The following is a 17,792-nucleotide window of genomic DNA, read 5'->3' on the forward strand; positions in this document are numbered from 1 at the left end:
CTGACATTTAAGGCGCGGCCTCATGGCGGTGCTTAACTGGGATCGGGACATGTTCAGCGCAGAAGCAGACTGCGTAATGTTGATATCACTCAGATAATTACGGAGAACCGCCAGACATGCGCATCATCACTCCAGGGCATCCCACTTCTCCAGCAACTCCACCGGGATCTCATTGATCACCTCCGAGAACCGTTTTCCCACCAGTCTTTCAGCCTGGCGTAACAGTGGGATGGTCGGGCTACTGGGTTCACTGCTCTCAAACCAGCGACGAATGCACCGCAGGCGCTCCAGCGCATCATTACGATCGCGAATTGGCCCCGGTTCAGCATTGTGTGGGAGGGATATACCGGGTGGCGCGTTGACAGGCGGCACATCCTCTGCCCGTGCCGGAACGGCATTATCCATAACCGTGCCTGCGGGGTCTGGCACTGGCGCTGGCGACGGAGGGATTTCCGGTGTGGTTGTCTGTACCACGTCAGGCAGCAGCGCTAACAACTGCCGCAGGCGTGAAAAATCTGGAGCCAGATCGCCTAATGTCTCACGCGCCCACACTTGCAGGCGTTCTGCGCTTTCCTGCGCTTCGCGAAACGCCGCCAGCGGTAATGCCCCACGGGCTTCGAGGTCGGCCAGTTGCTAGCGGACGGATTCGGGGGCCAGCGCATCAGCCGGGCGAGGGGCGGATAACGCGCGCTCGACATCCCGTACCTGCAGGCGCAGGACGGCACTGTTTGACAGCGTGATACCGCGAATGTCTGCCATCACGCCTTCGTGATCCAGCAGCGCCGCCAGGGCATTACTGCGCGCCAGCGCCGCATCTTCAATAGATTCTGCGGGTGTGCCTTCGCCGGTAAGCAGCTGTGGATGGAGTGCATCGGACCAGATTACGCTCAGTTCTGCCAGTTGCGTGAGCATTTCCGCCAGTCCCTGTGCGCCAGCCTGCTGGATGCGACTGCGCAGCAGCAGGATTAACACCCGGATATCCTTACTGCGCGTGAGCAGACGGCGCGCATCACGTTCAATTTCCGGCCAGTTCACGGCTTCCGGCGTACTGACAAAATCACCATATTGCGCCTCCGCCTGGGGGGCGGCGCGACTGAACAGCAGCAGGTATTCCGGGTCGTACTCCGGATCGGGGCCGCAGGGTTGTTCCGCGCTTACCGGTTTAGTCAGGGACATGTCCATATCATTACTCTCAGTGGGTTAAGCCGTGTTCAGGTTCAAAAATCATGCCGGTCACCGGACGGTCATGCATGGCTTTACCTGCCCAGGCCGTCCAGCCAAGCCGCTGCGCACCGCCGATCACCGCAGGCGGTGCGGCATGAGGCTTCAACTGCAGCTCAATTTCCCAGCAATATTCAAAACCGATGAACGTACGCACCAGTTCTGTCAGCACGGGCAGATTGTTGCCGCCGGGCAGAAAACGCAGGTAATCCTCCAGCGTGAGCGGGCCGATAATTAGCCGGAATTTGTACTGCATATCCGGTACGGCCTGGCCGATAAGCGCCCCGTTGCCCAGCACCGAAGACTGCGCGGGCGTGCCCAGACGGGTGATTTCATCGTTCGCCACCGTTATCCAGTGCAGGGCGAATTCTTTCACCGCAAAAGGTACGCTGAAATAGTGCGCCAGCGTGGCGGCCAGCCCGTCAGGATTGCGCGATTCGCGTACCAGATGGGCGGAGGCTGCCAGGCGAACATGATCTGACAGCGGGCTTTCGGCGCTTTCCCGTAGATCCTGCCCGCTGAGACTGGCGATATAAAACGCAAAACGGTCGTGTTCCGGTTTGTCCAGCCCGCCACCAGCGGACTGGGCGCTGCGCCATGCCTGCCAGAACTGCGTCAGCCAGCGGTGGTGAAAAATATTGGAAAAATGAACCAGCGTCGGATCGTGACGACTCTCTGAGCGGTTTAGCGCCAGCTCGGTATAGTGCAGCGGCAACGGGCCGTTTGGCCCCCATAGTCCGAGGCTGTACAGGCTCAGGTGCAGGCGTCCATCCTGCCAGCTGACCTGGGCGATTTCCCGTGGCGCAAAGGTCATCGTCGGCGTCTGTCCCAGACGGAATTTTTCCATCCGTGGCTGCCAGATACTGCCTGCCGGAGTATCACAGAGCTGGGCATCCACGCGCCGCATCAGGTTCAGGAATCCGTAACGCCAGGGGGTTTTCTGCGCCTGGTCGAGAGCGCCGGTCATACGCTCCCCCGTTGCCCGGTTCTGACCGGCCAGGTCATGACATGCCCGCGTTGCATCGAGTGCAGCGTCATCTGCGAGAAGGTATTAATGGAAACATGGCGGGCAATATAGTGTTCCAGCACCAGACCGAACAGGTAAGGACTGATACCGGAAAATCCTTCTTCGTCCACGGTCAGTTCGCAACTGACGCCCCGGCCATAGACCAACAGGCCGGAGCCGGGCAGGCGGCGGGTCACCGGGGTGGTTTTGCAGCCAATCAGGCTGCGCACCTGGCGCGACTGCGGGCTGTCGTGAGCCGGGATAAACAGATTCAGCAGATCGCGCAGTGCCTGGCCGCCGGTGCGGTGATCCAGATCGGCCAGCGGCAGATAATTAAACGACAACTGCCGGATCAGCCGCCAGGCCATTTCGCGTTCAGCCAGCGGCGGCTGCGGCGGGCGCGGCGGTTTGATAAGACCCACGCCCGCCACCGGAATCGCCGCATCTACGGTCAGATCATCCCGGCCATTACGTGGAATAAGGCAGGGCAGATCGCGGTTAGTCACCATTGCCGTGACGGTGATATGGCGCAGATTTTCCGGGTAGGGCGCTTCATGCTGATCAACCAGCGACAGGAAGACTTCCGAGCCGGTATAGGGGGTTCGGGTGCCATAGCGGCGGGCGTTTTCTGACGAGCGGCGCGGCTCACGACGCAGTGAAAAATAACGCCCGTGGTTGCCTTCGTCATTATTACGGGTGTGATACAGCGGACGAAAAATCATCTTCCGTGTGGTTTCCGCTTCCAGGCCTTCGACTTCCTGAACAGAAAACACCTCGTAATCCAGCGGACGGGTACGATCCACCACCAGATGCTGTTCCGTCACGCTGTGAGTAACTTCAATCCGGGTGGTGGTGCGGGGAAACAGGTTGATCACCGGCGTACAGAACAGGCTGAACTGTGCAGCGTCCGTCTGATGAATCAGCCAGTCCGGCGGCAGGCGGTTAAGCAGTATGACAATTTCCGCCACATTGCCCTGCACCTTTTGTAACCCGGCAGACAATCCGGTCGGGGTGAAGAAGTAAAACCGTTCCGGACAGGCGAAAAATTCATGCAGCAGATTATGGCCGTGAAACACGTTCCAGGCGAGCGGCAGCAGCCCCTGCCCTGGCTCCAGCCCTTCGTGCGCCACCGGGTGTTGAAGATTCACATTCAGTTCGCCGTCAAAGTGACCGGGTTCACCGGCCAGTGTGGCGACGGCGCTGGTATGCAGCAGCTCAAACAGGTGTGACGCAATGCGTTCTTCGCCGCAGAGGTAAAAGGGCAGCCGTGCCGGACCGGCCAGCTCGCTGAAAGTCAGTTCCCCGAAGGTTCGCAGGGTGATGCGCAATGCCCCGGCGACATGAATATTAGGCGGCAGATAGCGGTGCAGGGCGGGCATATCCGGCGGCGCGGCGGTCAGGCGTACCTCCTCGATGGACAGCGGCCACAGCGTGACGTCCTGGCTGCTGCGAAACTGGCAGGCGGTATTTTCGCCTTCCGGGATGGGGGAAACGAACGCGGTATCGCGCGGCACGGTGACCCCTTTCGCCAGATCGCCTTCCTGCGTATCGGGATACAGCTTTACCACTGCCATCGATGGCGTGGGGGTGACGTAATTGGGGCTGACGACTTCCAGTAACCGCTGTGTGAATCGGGGAAATTCGGCGTCAATTTTTAGCTGAGTACGGGCGCTCAGAAAGCTGAACGCCTCGATCATGCGTTCCACATACGGGTCGGCAATATCGGTTCCCTGCATCCCCAGCCGGGCGGCAATTTTGGGATGGAGGGTGGCGAACTCAGCACCGGTCTCCCGCAGGTAGCTCAGTTCGCGGTTGTAATACTCCAGTAGCCGTGGATCCATGAATAATGCCCTGTATTAAAAGAACGTAATGCGGCTCAGCTCCATATCCAGCGCGCTGCGTACCAGAAACTCCGTGGGATACGGCTGCGTCAGAATTTGTCCGCGAATTTCAAACTGTAGCGTGTTATAGCTACCCTGCCGGGCTTCATCGAGCAAGGGCGTGACCCTGAGTGTGGCGGCGTTCAGCCGGGGTTCGAAACGGATAATGGCGCGCCGGATCGCCTCGCTGATATCGTCCCACTTGTGCTCATACATAAAGCTGCCCGCCAGCGGCGGCAGACCATAGTTGAGCACTGACGCCGCCGCCTGCGGATAGCGCCGGGCGTCGATGTCACCCTCGTGGCTAATGGTATTGAGCAAAAAGGAGAGATCCCGGCGAATGATCTCCTTCAGTTGTACCGGCGTGACGCTGATATCCCGGTCAATTTTCTGATACGGAGCATTGTCACACAGCCGATCAAACAGCGTGGGCAGCAGGTGGTTAGCGGGTGTAAAACGAGACGTGCTCATGCGCCATCGTTTTCCTGAGCATGAAAGGTACAATGGGTCATGTCCAGCAGGCTGATATCGCCGTGGCTGGTCAGCCACACTTTCTGCCCCAGCGCCCGCACGGTGGTTTCGCCGGGGCCGTCCTGCCAGGCGGTTTCCCGGCACAGACGCAGGGCGTCGGATGCACTTTCCGAACCGCTGTAACGGGTAAAGAGCCAGGCGCCGTGCGTATCGCCATTCATCAGGGTGATATTAATGGGTTTCCACAGCAGATCGGTCAGGCGCGTCGGTTGCGGCGATTCCAGCGAGCGTATTTGCGAAAACGGCAGCCAGATATACACGCCGCCGGTGACCAGCTCAAGTACCGGGCCAAGGCGGGAATCGCTGTCGCTCGCCCAGTCAAATGCGCCGCCGTTCCACTGTCCGCCAGTATCTGTTATGGCTTCCAGTGCGGTATTACGGTGTTTATCAACCTCACCGGTATCGTCATGACAGGCGAGTGCCGCCAGCAGTGACTCCACCCAAACGGGCTGCGGCAGAAGAAAACCGGGTCGTTGTTCACCCTGAAAAACGGTGTGGCGGAACATTTCGCAGCGAACCAGCTCCCGGTACAGCCGGGCCTCCTGGGTATAATTGGCCTCCATCCTGGCGCATAGCTGAAGCTGGTGCAGCGCCCGCGACCAGTCTCCGGCCACACACAGCAACTGAAACAGGCTATGGCGGCAGAGCGCCTTCGCCGGATTTTCCCGAACCTGCTGCTCCGCCATCTGAATCCCCTCCGCAATAGAGTATTCCTGTAGCAGCGCGGACAGGGTAGCAGGAAGCGTGTCAGTTTTTTTCATGGGCGGTATTTCCATTTTTCTGTGTCGGAGTGATTCGGTAGTGGCTGTCGATGCCAATAATACGATGCTCGCGGCGGGTCAGATCGGGCAGTATCTCGCTATGTGCGGTTTTCCCCGCCTGTTCCGGCGAGAGCAGTTGCAGGATATCGGGCATTGATTCCATCGCCAGCCAGTGCATTTCACCCTCACCGGTCGTGTCCAGCATATCCAGAATGGCATCAATACCGGGCGCGCCTGCCACCATATCCTGTAACGTGTCGGTGTCGCCCTTTTTATCGTATAACGACGTCAAATCCTGGGTGACAGCGTCTTCATTTCGGGGAAACGGTTTAGGACGGAGGGGCTTTTCCTGCCCGGAGGGCCGCAATGCCTGCTGATATTCCTGGTAAAGCTGGTGTAGCGTGCTATCCGCTTCATGGCCGGTGTAAGAGGACGCGGTTTCCCGGACGGGAATAATATCGAACGGGTTCTGCGGATTGAGCTGTTGTTGTTTAAACCAGTCCAGATCCAGGTACTCAGCAACGGATTCAGATGACTGAACCAACTGAGGAAACGAAACATCGGGACGGGACTCATCATTGGTGCGGGCAAGGCACCAGGATGACAGACCCCATTCAATCGTATCTCCATCATTCAGCCGCATACGGTGATGAGGTTCCATCACCTGCTCATTGACGGCACAGCACAGTTCATCAGAGTGATTAACAATCCACCACGCCTCTTCGTGGCGAACAAGACTGAGCGCGATATCGTCTTTCCCATGTTGCTCAAAAAGCGGAATGTAGGGGGCGGCGGCAGTAAATACGATGTATGTCTCTGCGGGATACTGTGCGTTATCCGTTATACCCTGCGACTGTATTTTCCGTAATTCCCACATGTCTTGTTTCATTATGTCCCTTAAATGTATTTATTTTTCTGGAGGAAACGTTTAGGGAGTTTTAATTCATAAATAATTTTAACTAAATTCATAGGGAGTCATTATTGATGACACCCTTTTTATTATTTTCGTCGTGAATGCATTGTTGTATGCATAGATGTCTTTTTTGAGATATTATTTCTTTTAATTATGCAATTGCGATTTTTATCTTGCTGTTCATTGATTATTTAATATTAACGGCTTAGTTGCTAATTAGTCCCTGATCTGTATCATTGTTTTGTTTCGATATTTTTTCGAGGCTATCAATAAAGAATTGTTTATATATTTATATGCATTGATGCATTATTTTTATGTCACAAGGCATAACACATGGAAACTCCTGTTTCACGCAGTGCGTTGTATGGAAAACTGGCCGGCCCACTATTCCGGTCGCTGGAATCGGCAACGGCATTTTGCAAACTACGCTCTAATCCCTGGGTTGAGCTGACTCACTGGCTGCACCAGTTAACACAGCAGCCCGATAACGATATTCTCCACGTTCTTCGGCATTACCAGATCCCTCTTTCTGATGTGGAGAAAGCGTTACTCCGGCAACTGGATATGCTGCCCGCCGGGGCCAGCGCCATTAGTGATTTTTCTCACCATATCGATCTCAGCGTTGAAAAGGCCTGGATGCTGGCGAGCGTCCGTTACGGCGATAACAAAATTCGCAGCGGCTGGTTGCTGCTGGCCTTGTTGACCACGCCAGAACTGCGTCGGGTACTGAGCAGTATCTGCGCGCCGCTGGCCACGCTTCCGGTTGATGAACTGACTGAAATACTGCCCTCGTTGATCGAAACATCGCCGGAAGCGCAGGAGCGCCCTTACGACGGCTCCGGCCTGGCATCAGCCATTCCCGGTGAAAGCAGTCAGGCGATTCCCAACGGCGGGCAGGACGGTAAATCCGCGCTGGCAAAATACTGTCAGGACATGACGGCACAGGCGCGCGACGGCAAAATCGACCCGGTGACGGGGCGTGAGCATGAAATCCGCACCATGACGGATATTCTGCTGCGCCGTCGCCAGAATAATCCACTACTGACTGGTGAGGCGGGCGTCGGAAAGACGGCGGTCGTCGAAGGTTTTGCCCTCGCGATTGCGCAGGGGGAAGTGCCGCCCGCGCTGCGGGAAGTACGGCTGCTGGCGCTGGACGTTGGCGCTCTGTTGGCCGGAGCCAGCATGAAAGGCGAGTTTGAATCGCGTCTGAAAGGGGTACTGGAAGAGGCCGGGCGCTCGCCGCAGCCGGTTATTCTGTTTGTCGATGAAGTTCACACTCTGGTGGGCGCGGGCGGCGCATCCGGCACGGGCGATGCCGCTAACCTGCTGAAACCGGCGCTGGCGCGCGGCACCCTGCGGACTATCGGTGCCACCACCTGGAGCGAATACAAGCGCCATATTGAGAAAGATCCGGCACTGACCCGTCGTTTTCAGGTGTTGCAGATTGCCGAACCGGAAGAGATCCCCGCAATGGAAATGGTGCGTGGTCTGGTGGATACGCTGGAAAAACACCATAACGTTCTGATTCTGGATGAGGCGGTACGTGCGGCGGTACAGCTTTCTCACCGCTACATTCCCGCCCGGCAATTGCCGGATAAGGCCATCAGCCTGCTGGATACCGCCGCGGCCCGCGTGGCGCTGACGCTGCACACGCAGCCTGCCAGCGTACAGTTCCTGCGCCAGCAGCTAAAAGCGGCGGAAATGGAACGGTCGCTGTTGCAGAAGCAGGAAAAAATGGGGATTCAGTCAGATGAGCGGCGCGATGCGCTGACGGCGCGAATTTTCTCGCTCAACAATGAACTGACTGCATCCGAATTTCGCTGGCAGCGGGAGCTGGAACTGGTACATACGTTGCAGGAACTGCGTGTCGCAGAGTCTGATGCTGATGACAAAACCACGCTGCAACAGGCCGAAACGGCGCTAAGGGAGTGGCAGGGCGACGCGCCGGTGGTGTTCCCGGAAGTCAGCGCGGCGGTTGTCGCGGCGATTGTCGCCGACTGGACCGGTATTCCTGCCGGGCGCATGGTGAAAGATGAGGCCAGCCAGGTGCTGGAACTGCCTGCCCGACTGGCGCAACGCGTTACCGGGCAAGACGGCGCGCTGGCGCAGATTGGTGAACGTATTCAGACCGCCAGGGCGGGACTGGGCGATCCACGCAAACCGGTGGGCGTGTTTATGCTGGCCGGGCCGTCCGGTGTCGGTAAAACCGAAACCGCGCTGGCGCTGGCGGAGGCTATCTACGGCGGTGAGCAGAACCTGGTAACCATCAATATGAGCGAGTTCCAGGAGGCTCACACCGTTTCCACGCTGAAAGGCGCGCCCCCCGGCTATGTGGGCTATGGCGAGGGTGGTGTGCTGACGGAAGCGGTGCGTCGCCACCCCTGGAGCGTAGTGCTGCTCGACGAGATCGAAAAAGCGCACCATGACGTCCATGAACTCTTCTATCAGGTGTTTGACAAGGGCGGGATGGAGGACGGTGAGGGAACACATGTCGATTTCAAAAACACCACGCTACTACTCACCACCAACGTGGGTTCCGACCTCATCAGCCAGCTTTGTGAAGATCCGGCCTTAATGCCCGATGCTACGGGGCTTAAAGAGGCGCTAATGCCGGAATTGCGCAAGCATTTCCCGGCGGCATTTCTGGGCCGCGTGACGGTGATCCCTTACCTGCCGCTGGATGAAACGTCGCGTGGCGTGATTGCCGTCTGCACCTTGACCGGCTGGTGGCGCGGATGGGTGAACAGCACGGCGTGACGCTGACGTATAGCGAGGAACTGGTCGCACATATTGTGGCGTGCTGTCCAATGCATGAAACGGGCGCGCGGTTGCTGATTGGCTACATCGAACAGCACATTCTGCCACGACTGTCGCGCTACTGGTTGCAGGCCATGACGGAAAAAGCCGCGATCAGGCAGATTGATATCGGCGTTAATGGTGATGAGCAGATTGTTTTTGAGATCGTTTGCTGAAACCGGCCGTTCGAAGTGTCCGTAGTGCGATTTTAAAAACTGTACCGGTATACCGCTCCCCTTGCGGCAACCAGTTGACTAAAAAGGAAATGAAGGATTATGGCTATCAACAATAGCGTGCAGAAATTCATCGCGCGCAACCGCGCGCCGCGCGTGCAGATTGAATATGACGTAGAGATTTACGGTTCCGAGAAAAAAATCGAGCTGCCGTTCGTGATGGCGGTGCTGGCCGATCTGGCCGGGAAACCGCGTGAAGAACTGCCGCCGGTGACGGATCGCAAATTCCTCGATATTGATATTGATAACTTCAATGAGCGCATGAAAGCCATTGCGCCGCGCGTGGCGTTCGCTGTGCCGAATACGCTGACGGGTGAAGGTCAGTTGATGGTCGATATCACGCTGGAAAATATGGACGACTTTTCGCCGGCACAGATTGCCCGCAAGGTGGACGCCCTGAACCAGTTACTGGAAGCCCGCACTCAACTGGCGAACCTCCAGACCTACATGGATGGCAAGGCGGGGGCGGAAAATCTGGTCAATAAACTGTTGCAGGACCCGACTCTGCTGAAAACGCTGGCGAATGCGCCGAAATCGGCCGCTACCCAGCAAGATGTGTCAGCGGATAATGAATCAGCGGAATAACGTCGAATTTTTAAGGAATTTTCATGGCAAACAGTAATATGCAGGCAACCGACGCGGTTGCTCAGGATACCGCCTCCGCATCCGGTGAATTTGATGCGTTGCTGAATCAGGCCTTCCGACCCAAGACTACCCAGGCGGCAAAAGCCGTGGAAGCCGCGGTGCAGACGCTGGCGCAACAGGCGCTGGCGAACACGATCACCGTCAGCGATGACGCCTATAAAAGCATCAGCGCTATTATTGCGCAGATCGACTTTAAACTGACCGAACAGATCAAACTGATCCTGCAACATCCCGACTGGCAGAAGCTGGAATCCTCCTGGCGCGGTATGGAGCATTTGGTTTACAACACCGAGACCGACGAAAAGCTGAAAATTCGCTTCATGAATCTGTCAAAAGATGAATTGCGGCGCAACATGAAGCGTTACAAGGGCATCGCCTGGGATCAAAGCCCGATGTTCAAGAAACTGTATGAAGCCGAATACGGCCAGTTAGGTGGCGAACCTTATGGCTGTATCATTGCGGATTACTACTTCGACCATACACCGCCCGATGTGGATCTGCTCGGCTCTATCGCCAAAGTCGCCGCGTCGGCCCATGCGCCGTTTATTGCCGGGGCTTCCCCCTCGGTACTGCAAATGGACTCCTGGCAGGAGCTGGCGAATCCCCGCGACCTGACCAAAATCGTCACCCAGAACCTGGAATATGCGCCGTGGAACTCGCTGCGGGCTAGCGAAGACTCCCGTTATATTGGCCTGACGATGCCGCGTTTTCTTGCCCGCCTGCCGTATGGCGCAAAAACCAACCCGGTGGACGAGTTTGATTTTGAAGAAGATGCGGATGGTTCTGACCATACCAAATACGTCTGGAGCAACGCGGCCTACGCGATGGGCGTAAACATCAACCGTTCCTTCAAACACTACGGCTGGTGTACGTTGATTCGCGGTGTGGAATCAGGCGGTGCGGTGGAAAATCTTCCCTGCCATACCTTCCCGACTGACGATGGCGGCGTGGACATGAAATGCCCGACCGAAATCGCCATCTCTGACCGCCGCGAGGCTGAACTGGCGAAAAACGGTTTTATCCCGTTGATCCACCGTAAAAACTCAGACTATGCCGCCTTTATCGGCGCACAATCGCTGCAAAAACCACAGGAATACTACGATCCGGACGCGACGGCCAACGCCAACCTGTCCGCCCGTCTGCCGTACCTGTTCGCCTGCTCGCGCTTCGCTCACTTCCTCAAATGTATCGTCCGCGACAAAATCGGTTCCTTTAAAGAGCGTGAGGATATGCAGCGCTGGCTAAATGAATGGATTATGAATTACGTCGACGCCGATCCGGTGAACTCCTCGCAAGAAACTAAAGCCCGTCGTCCGCTGGCTGCCGCTGAAGTAGTGGTGGAAGAGGTGGAAGGCAATCCAGGTTATTACGACGCGAAATTCTTCCTGCGTCCGCATTTCCAGCTTGAAGGGCTGACGGGATCGCTGCGCCTGGTGACAAAACTGCCGTCAGTGAAGCAGGGCAATGCCTGATGCATTTATTTTGTGAATGTTTAAGCGAGTGAAGTCAGAGAAGATAGAGAATATAAAGAGGGATATATGGCATATATTTACGGTTTGGTTGATTCGTTGCAAGGGAAAGATCAGGTCGGTGATGGGGAGTGTGTGACTTTAGTCAAGCAATATGCACATTTGGGGGTTACAGGAACCTGGAAGCAAGGGCGAAAGGTTTTTGGGGATAAGTCGATCCCCAGGGGGACAGCAATCGCAACTTTTGTTAATGGTAAATACCCAACTGGTGACGCTGTGCATAAACATGCGGCTTTCTATCTTGAACAGGATTCTAACTATATTTATGTTATGGATCAGTGGAAAAAGAAGAAAAAAATCTCGTCCCGCTCACTTTCTCGTAAAGGTGGGATACGTAGTGATGGCACATATCCGGATGCCAGTAACAATGCCGAAGCTTTTTATATTATTGAGTAGGAAATACATATTATGACCATAAGCTCAACTTTTCATCTGTTACCTGGTATTGTTCTGCTCTTTTCACAATATGCTGTAGCCTGGGAAGTCAGTTGTCCGGCTGTTATTGATACTCAGTCTTCTGCTGTGAGCCTGAAGTCTGATGTCCCAGCGCCGTGGCAGCTTTCTCCTCGATATATGTCGCGTTTATGGTTAAGTAGTATTGGGGTAACGCAGGGTAAACCTGAAAACCTGATGGATCTCAAACCAGAGACTAAAAAAGTAAACGGTGAAAATTGGTCTGTATGGGAAACAGAACGTGTTAGCGATAAAGAAACCGATCGCTATTGGGTTTCGTGCATTTATGGTCATGAACAGATATGGTTGGCGCAACCAATACCTGCTTCTTCTACTCGCTGTAAGACCCGTGATTTTGAGGGGTCGCCAGAAGACCAGTCTGTATCTTTTATCTGTAATTAGCAATTTGAAACGTGAAAATTTCAGTACAGATTATGGTTTTTATTATCGGAAGCTATGAGGCATTATTTATATGCATTAAATAATGCAAACTCATAAAATAACTAAATACATTATCGGTATCGGAAAAATATACAGTCTTCTGTTGTCCTGAAATTATTGGAGAGGAATTCTGTACGGCAATGATTTATCTATAAACAAAGATGTAGATAAAATCAGATTAATTTTAAGTAAAACTTAACAAGGATATAAAAATGGCTTATGACATTTTTTTGAAAATTGACGGCATTGACGGCGAGTCAATGGATGACAAACACAAAAATGAAATTGAAGTACTGGGCTGGCGCTGGAATATTCATCAGGAATCCACCATGCACGCCGGTAGTGGCCTCGGCTCCGGTAAGGTCTCTGTCACTAATCTGGAATTCGAGCATTATATCGATCGCGCCAGCCCGAATCTGTTCAAATACTGTGCCTCCGGTAAGCACATTCCGCAGGCCATTCTGGTTATGCGTAAGGCTGGCGGCAACCCGTTGGAGTACCTCAAGTACACCTTTACCGATCTGATCGTTGCGGTCGTTTCACCTAGCGGTAACAGAGAAGGCGAAATCGCGTCTCGCGAGCGGATTGAGCTCTCCTTCAGCACCGTGAAGCAGGAATACGTGGTGCAGAACCAGCAGGGTGGCAGCGGCGGCACCATCACCGCAGGCTACGACTTCAAGGCCAACAAAGAAATTTAACGGTTGTTTTTCCGGCCAGATTTACATCTGGCCGGATTTATTATTTTGATTTTAAAGGGATTTACAGTGAATGAATGGCGTAACCCCACTCGGTGGTTATGTGCGGTAGCTATGCCTTTTGCACTGCTCCTGCTTTCCGGATGCGGCAGTAGCGATGCGTTACCTGACCTCGAATCACAGCGACTCGACCTGAGCGTGAAAGCCTCCGATAAGGTGAATCCTGACAATCAGAAGAAGGCCGCGCCCATTGAGATACGTGTTTATGAACTAAAAAATGACGCCGCTTTCACGAGAGCTGATTACTGGTCGCTCCATGACAACGACAAATCCGTCCTTACCGACGATTTAGTGCGTCGCGACAGCTTTATTTTGCGTCCCGGCGAAGAGAAAAAACTGCGTCGCCCGCTGAATGCGCAGACCACGGCAATCGGCGTACTGGCCGGATACCGTAACCTGGCCAAATCGGTCTGGCGGGTAACCTACAAAATCCCGGAAGCCCCGGAAAAAGCCTGGTACAGCAGCTTCATACCGGGGAAAGGAAAAGTGCAGTTGGAGGCGGAACTGGAACAAAGCGCCATTGTAATTACGGAACGGGATAAATGAATTATGAGCTGGAATGACCGCGTAGTCTGGAGTGAAGGACAATTTTTACTGCCGCAGATGTTTCAGCAGCAAGAGCGTTATCTGGAACACGTCATGCATTACCGCAGCCTGCCGCTGACCCCCTTTTTCTGGGGATTCAGCCACTACAATATTGATGGCGAAGCGCTGAACATCGGTAAACTGATACTGAAAGAGGCATCAGGGATTTTTCCTGACGGCACGCCGTTTAACGCACCGGACCACACCCCGCTGCCGCCGCCGCTGACCATCCTGCCGGAGCACCTGAACCAGCAGATTTGTCTGGCGGTACCGGTACGCGCGCCGAACAGCGAAGAAACCACGTTTGACAATAACCCGGAATCACTGGCGCGTTTCTCGGTACATGAACACGACATCCGCGACGCCAACTCGCTGGGACGTGGCGCGCAGTTATTACAGCTCAGTCATCTGCGCCTGCGGCTGCTGCCGGAAAAGGCGGTGACGGGCGCCTGGATTGGCCTGCCGTTGACCCGCATCACCGGGTTGAACCCTGACGGGCGGATAGATATCGACCACGACCTGATCCCGCCCATCATTAATTATCAGGCCAGTTCACTGATGTGTACCTGGCTGTCGTGGATCAACGATCTCATCCGGATGCGGGCCGATTCGCTGGCGGAACGGCTGACCGGCAGCGACAACCACGGCCATGAAGCAGCGGAGGTCTCCGATTACCTGCTGCTGCAAATTCTCAATCGCTTTGAGCCGCTGCTGACTCACCTGGCGAAAACCCCGCTGGCCCCGGAAGTGTTGTATCGCTACCTGTCCGAACTGGCCGGGGAACTCTCCACCTATGTGCGTCCACAAACGCGACGGCCCGCTGAATACAAAGAGTACAAACACCTGACGCCCTATGCCGGGTTGAAATCGCTGGTTGATGAGGTGCAGTTCCTGCTGAACGCGGTACTGATCCGGGGCGCGCAGCGCATCGAGCTGAAAGAGGGGACTTACGGCATCCTGAATGCGGTGGTGGCCCCTTCCGATCTTGCCGATTTCAGCACGCTGGTACTGGCGATAAAGGCTTCAATGCCGACCGATGTGCTACTGCAACATTTTGCCGCCCAGACCAAAATCGGGCCATCCGATCGCCTGCCGGAACTGATCCGCTCGCATCTGCCGGGGCTGGCTTTGCAGGTTCTGCCTGTACCACCGCGCCAAATCCCGTTTCAGGCCGGATACATCTATTACGACATCCGCCGCGAGGGAGCATTGTGGGAACACATTGCCCGTTACGGCGGGATGGCCATGCATACCGCCGGGGAATTTCCGGGGCTGGAGACAGAACTGTGGGGAGTGCGCGATAAATGACAGACAGTACCCTGACGCCGCCAGCGGCGGACATGATGTCCTTTTTGTCCACCACGCCGGAGCATAAGGACAGTGAATATGAAACGCCGGTACACACCAGCCAGCGCACGGAACTCAATGTCATCGTTGAAGACGGTCCGGACAGCAAACTCCGGCTGGCTGAAATCAGCGCGGCGGCTAACCCGTTGCTCGCCGCTGCCCGGCCTTTATTGTGCGCTCTCGCAGCCATGCCCGCTAAACTGGATGCGGCCCTGGTAGAGCCTTACCGTAATCTGCTGGTACGCGAGATGCATCTGTACCAGACATTATGCGATCAGGCGAACCTGCGGCGCGAGCACGTACTGGCGGTACGTTACTGCCTGTGTACGGCGCTTGATGAAGCCGCCAATAACACAACCTGGGGACGGCGCGGCGTCTGGGCCGGAAAAAGCCTGCTGGTAACATTTCATGGTGAAAGCGAAGGCGGGATAAAACTTTTCCAGATCATCGGGCGTCTGGCGGCCAGCTTCCAGGAACATGGCAACGTACTGGAGGTTATCTACCACCTGCTGGGGCTGGGATTTGAAGGCCGCTACAGCGTGCAGCCAGACGGGCGTAAGCAACTGCACAATATTCGTCAGCAACTGCTGACACAGCTTTCACAGCGTCGCGATCCGGTCATGCCCGCGCTCTCGCCTGACTTTCAGGGGGCGATAAGCGGACGACTGCGGCGGATGCGCCGGGTGCCGGTCTGGCTGAGCGCCGGGATAGCCCTGTTGGCGATGCTGACGCTGTTTGGCCTTTACAGCCACCGGATGGATGTGCAGACCGTCACCGTACAACAGCATATTGATGCGATTGGTATAAAACTGCCGCCGCCGCCCGTGCCGGTTCATAAGCTGCGGCTGAAAATCCTGCTGGCAAACGAAATCGCCCGTGGCCTGCTGACCGTGGACGAAGATGACCAGCACAGTAGGGTGGTCTTCCGTGGCGACGCCATGTTTGTACCGGGACAAAAAACGGTGAGTGACGCAATCCGGCCAGTGATTAACAAAGCGGCGCGGGAAATCGCCCGCGTGGGCGGCGCAGTCACTGTAACGGGTCACACTGACAGCCAGCCCATTCATTCGGCTGAATTCCCATCCAACCTAGTGCTGTCGGAAAAACGGGCGGCGGAAGTTGCGGCGTTGCTGACCTCCGGCGGCGTACCTGCCGGACGGGTACATATCGTCGGCAAGGGCGATACGGTGCCGGTGGCGGATAACGGCAGTAAAGCCGGGCGGGCGAAAAACCGTCGGGTGGAAATTCTGGTAGTGGAGTGAATGATAAAAAAATCGACCTATGATGTGTCTCATCATTCGGCAATATGTGGCGTGACGGGGGATTATTATCGGATCTCAGCGACATATCACATAACACGATCTGTTCGTGTTTTTTTGATCATCTTATGTTGCCTGTTATCCGGTGGCGCTTTTGCCGGATCCCCGATTAACGCAGGCTTCATTTCCCCCGATAATGTCAACCTCAGTACTTGGGATTTCCTGAAATTTTATGCCACTGACAACGTACAGAAAAAAGACAATGCACTGATGTATATGCTGGGGGGGGAGGATGCGACAGAAGGTAAAGCCTGGTGTGGATATGGTCAGGTTGACAGTATAACAATAAACCATACTGTGCTGACCTGGTTTGAACAGCACGCAGTGAAAAAGCCTGATGTAAGGGCTTCAATACTAATAGAGGAAGCATTAGTTAAAAATTTTCCCTGTCAGAGGACAGACTCCTCCATAAAAATTGCTTCCCGGTCATCTCCCATTTTATCCCTGACTCCGGATGCGCTTAATCTTTCAGGTAATGACTTTTTTAAATTTTGGGTGTCTGGTAATCAACGGGATAAACTCAGGGCGGGTATCTATCTGCTCGGCGTGGAGGATGCGACAGATAACAAACTGTGGTGTGGATACGCTTTATTTAAGACGCTAACATTAAATGAATTAGTCTATGTTTCTCTTAAAAATAAAACCAATGAGGAACTGAATTCTCGCGCGGCTGAACTTATCATAAATAAATTAATAGAGTATCCCTGTAAGATATAAAATCATTCAAGTTGCATCAAGGCGGCAAGGGAGTGAATCCCCGGGAGCGTACATTAGTTCGTGACTGGGGTGAGCGAGGAAAGCCAACGCACATGCAGCCTGAAGTATGACAGGTATACCCTGTGATAATGTTATCGCTGCCAGTTCAGATAAAGTCTTGGTGGTAAAGTCTTGGTGGTAAGATATTGATATGTTTAAGGTAATGGTCTGTCTGTTGGTGGGTGTTCCTGCCATTTCTTATGCGCACGATTATGGGTGTGCTACGGTTGGAGCATCAATGGAGTCATCATTATTTGATGCCATAAAAAATGACCTGAATATAGATGTCGCTACTATTATAAAGGATAAAACAAAGGTAGAGATTCTTGATATCTCACCTGTATCTAAGGTCTATGCAGAATCTCTGGCCAGGATGGATTATGAAAAAGATAAGGCCAAAAATAAAGTGGCAATATTAGATAAAAAAACCTATTTCGATAGTTATTATGAAAATCAGGTTAAATCTATCGTGGCAAAATATACCTATATTAACAAAGATAAAGAAAAAGATATTTTCATTGCATCCAGCTTCATGAATGCTGATGAGTGTTCTGTAAGATTTAATGGTTATATTACTTTATCCAGGGAATTTTAAAATATTGATTATTGGGTGGCGAGTCG

General features: G+C 54.4%; 15 protein-coding genes and 2 pseudogenes. 11 read left to right on the forward strand and 6 right to left on the reverse strand.

Annotation, left to right across the window (positions count from 1 at the left end):
• Positions 1–126 precede the first annotated feature (126 nt).
• The 6 genes and pseudogenes from ACFK9X_RS05765 to tagK form a co-directional block, all read right to left on the reverse strand.
• Positions 127–1,182: pseudogene (locus tag ACFK9X_RS05765) on the reverse strand (ImpA family type VI secretion system protein).
• Between the two features lie 10 nt (positions 1,183–1,192).
• Positions 1,193–2,188, reverse strand: a complete 996-nt coding sequence (tssG, locus tag ACFK9X_RS05770) for a type VI secretion system baseplate subunit TssG (RefSeq protein ID WP_000145239.1) — start codon at positions 2,186–2,188, stop codon at positions 1,193–1,195.
• Positions 2,185–4,068, reverse strand: coding sequence for a type VI secretion system baseplate subunit TssF (gene tssF, locus ACFK9X_RS05775; RefSeq protein ID WP_000371506.1), 1,884 nt, complete (start codon positions 4,066–4,068; stop codon positions 2,185–2,187). Before tssF ends, tssG begins: the two co-directional genes overlap by 4 nt.
• Before the next feature lie 15 nt (positions 4,069–4,083).
• A complete protein-coding gene (tssE, locus tag ACFK9X_RS05780) occupies positions 4,084–4,578 on the reverse strand; it encodes a type VI secretion system baseplate subunit TssE (RefSeq protein ID WP_000108006.1) in 495 nt (164 codons plus the stop codon).
• A complete protein-coding gene (locus ACFK9X_RS05785; protein ID WP_023210067.1) occupies positions 4,575–5,399 on the reverse strand; it encodes a type VI secretion system accessory protein TagJ in 825 nt (274 codons plus the stop codon). The genes tssE and ACFK9X_RS05785 overlap by 4 nt, the downstream gene beginning before the upstream one ends.
• On the reverse strand, positions 5,386–6,288 hold the full coding sequence (gene tagK, locus ACFK9X_RS05790) for a type VI secretion system-associated protein TagK (protein ID WP_151115831.1): 903 nt from the start codon (positions 6,286–6,288) through the stop codon (positions 5,386–5,388). The genes ACFK9X_RS05785 and tagK overlap by 14 nt, the downstream gene beginning before the upstream one ends.
• Positions 6,289–6,645: 357 nt before the next feature.
• Here tagK and tssH point away from each other — a divergent pair.
• The 11 genes and pseudogenes from tssH to ACFK9X_RS05845 all read left to right on the forward strand — a co-directional run bounded on the left by tssH (position 6,646) and on the right by ACFK9X_RS05845 (position 17,766).
• Positions 6,646–9,284, forward strand: a pseudogene (tssH, locus tag ACFK9X_RS05795) (type VI secretion system ATPase TssH).
• 99 nt (positions 9,285–9,383) lie between these two features.
• Entirely contained in the window at positions 9,384–9,926 is a 543-nt protein-coding gene (tssB, locus tag ACFK9X_RS05800) for a type VI secretion system contractile sheath small subunit (RefSeq protein WP_151115834.1), read from the forward strand.
• A gap of 23 nt (positions 9,927–9,949) precedes the next feature.
• Positions 9,950–11,458, forward strand: a complete 1,509-nt coding sequence (tssC, locus tag ACFK9X_RS05805; RefSeq protein WP_000013881.1) for a type VI secretion system contractile sheath large subunit — start codon at positions 9,950–9,952, stop codon at positions 11,456–11,458.
• A 66-nt stretch (positions 11,459–11,524) separates the two neighbouring features.
• A complete protein-coding gene (locus tag ACFK9X_RS05810) occupies positions 11,525–11,911 on the forward strand; it encodes a BPSL0067 family protein (RefSeq protein ID WP_000323515.1) in 387 nt (128 codons plus the stop codon).
• 12 nt (positions 11,912–11,923) lie between these two features.
• Positions 11,924–12,370, forward strand: a complete 447-nt coding sequence (locus ACFK9X_RS05815) for an STY0301 family protein (RefSeq protein ID WP_001573854.1) — start codon at positions 11,924–11,926, stop codon at positions 12,368–12,370.
• Between the two features lie 251 nt (positions 12,371–12,621).
• The gene (locus ACFK9X_RS05820) at positions 12,622–13,107 is read left to right on the forward strand and encodes an Hcp family type VI secretion system effector (protein ID WP_000312793.1); all 486 of its coding nucleotides are present in this window, start codon (positions 12,622–12,624) and stop codon (positions 13,105–13,107) included.
• A gap of 66 nt (positions 13,108–13,173) precedes the next feature.
• Positions 13,174–13,710: a type VI secretion system lipoprotein TssJ gene (gene tssJ / locus ACFK9X_RS05825; RefSeq protein WP_151115837.1), complete on the forward strand. Its 537-nt coding sequence runs from the start codon at positions 13,174–13,176 to the stop codon at positions 13,708–13,710.
• Positions 13,711–13,713: 3 nt separating this feature from the next.
• Positions 13,714–15,057: a type VI secretion system baseplate subunit TssK gene (tssK, locus tag ACFK9X_RS05830; protein ID WP_000118732.1), complete on the forward strand. Its 1,344-nt coding sequence runs from the start codon at positions 13,714–13,716 to the stop codon at positions 15,055–15,057.
• Positions 15,054–16,358 carry a type VI secretion system protein TssL, long form gene (tssL, locus tag ACFK9X_RS05835; RefSeq protein ID WP_151115839.1) on the forward strand — a complete coding sequence of 435 codons (1,305 nt, stop codon included), beginning with the start codon at positions 15,054–15,056 and terminating at the stop codon, positions 16,356–16,358. The genes tssK and tssL overlap by 4 nt, the downstream gene beginning before the upstream one ends.
• Positions 16,359–17,132: a Rap1a/Tai family immunity protein gene (locus ACFK9X_RS05840; RefSeq protein ID WP_151115841.1), complete on the forward strand. Its 774-nt coding sequence runs from the start codon at positions 16,359–16,361 to the stop codon at positions 17,130–17,132.
• A gap of 202 nt (positions 17,133–17,334) precedes the next feature.
• The gene (locus ACFK9X_RS05845; RefSeq protein WP_151117903.1) at positions 17,335–17,766 is read left to right on the forward strand and encodes a Shiga toxin A subunit; all 432 of its coding nucleotides are present in this window, start codon (positions 17,335–17,337) and stop codon (positions 17,764–17,766) included.
• Positions 17,767–17,792 lie beyond the last annotated feature (26 nt).

Origin of the sequence: Salmonella sp. WC3, assembly GCF_042932255.1 — a bacterium.
In the GTDB taxonomy this organism is placed as follows: domain Bacteria; phylum Pseudomonadota; class Gammaproteobacteria; order Enterobacterales; family Enterobacteriaceae; genus Salmonella; species Salmonella enterica.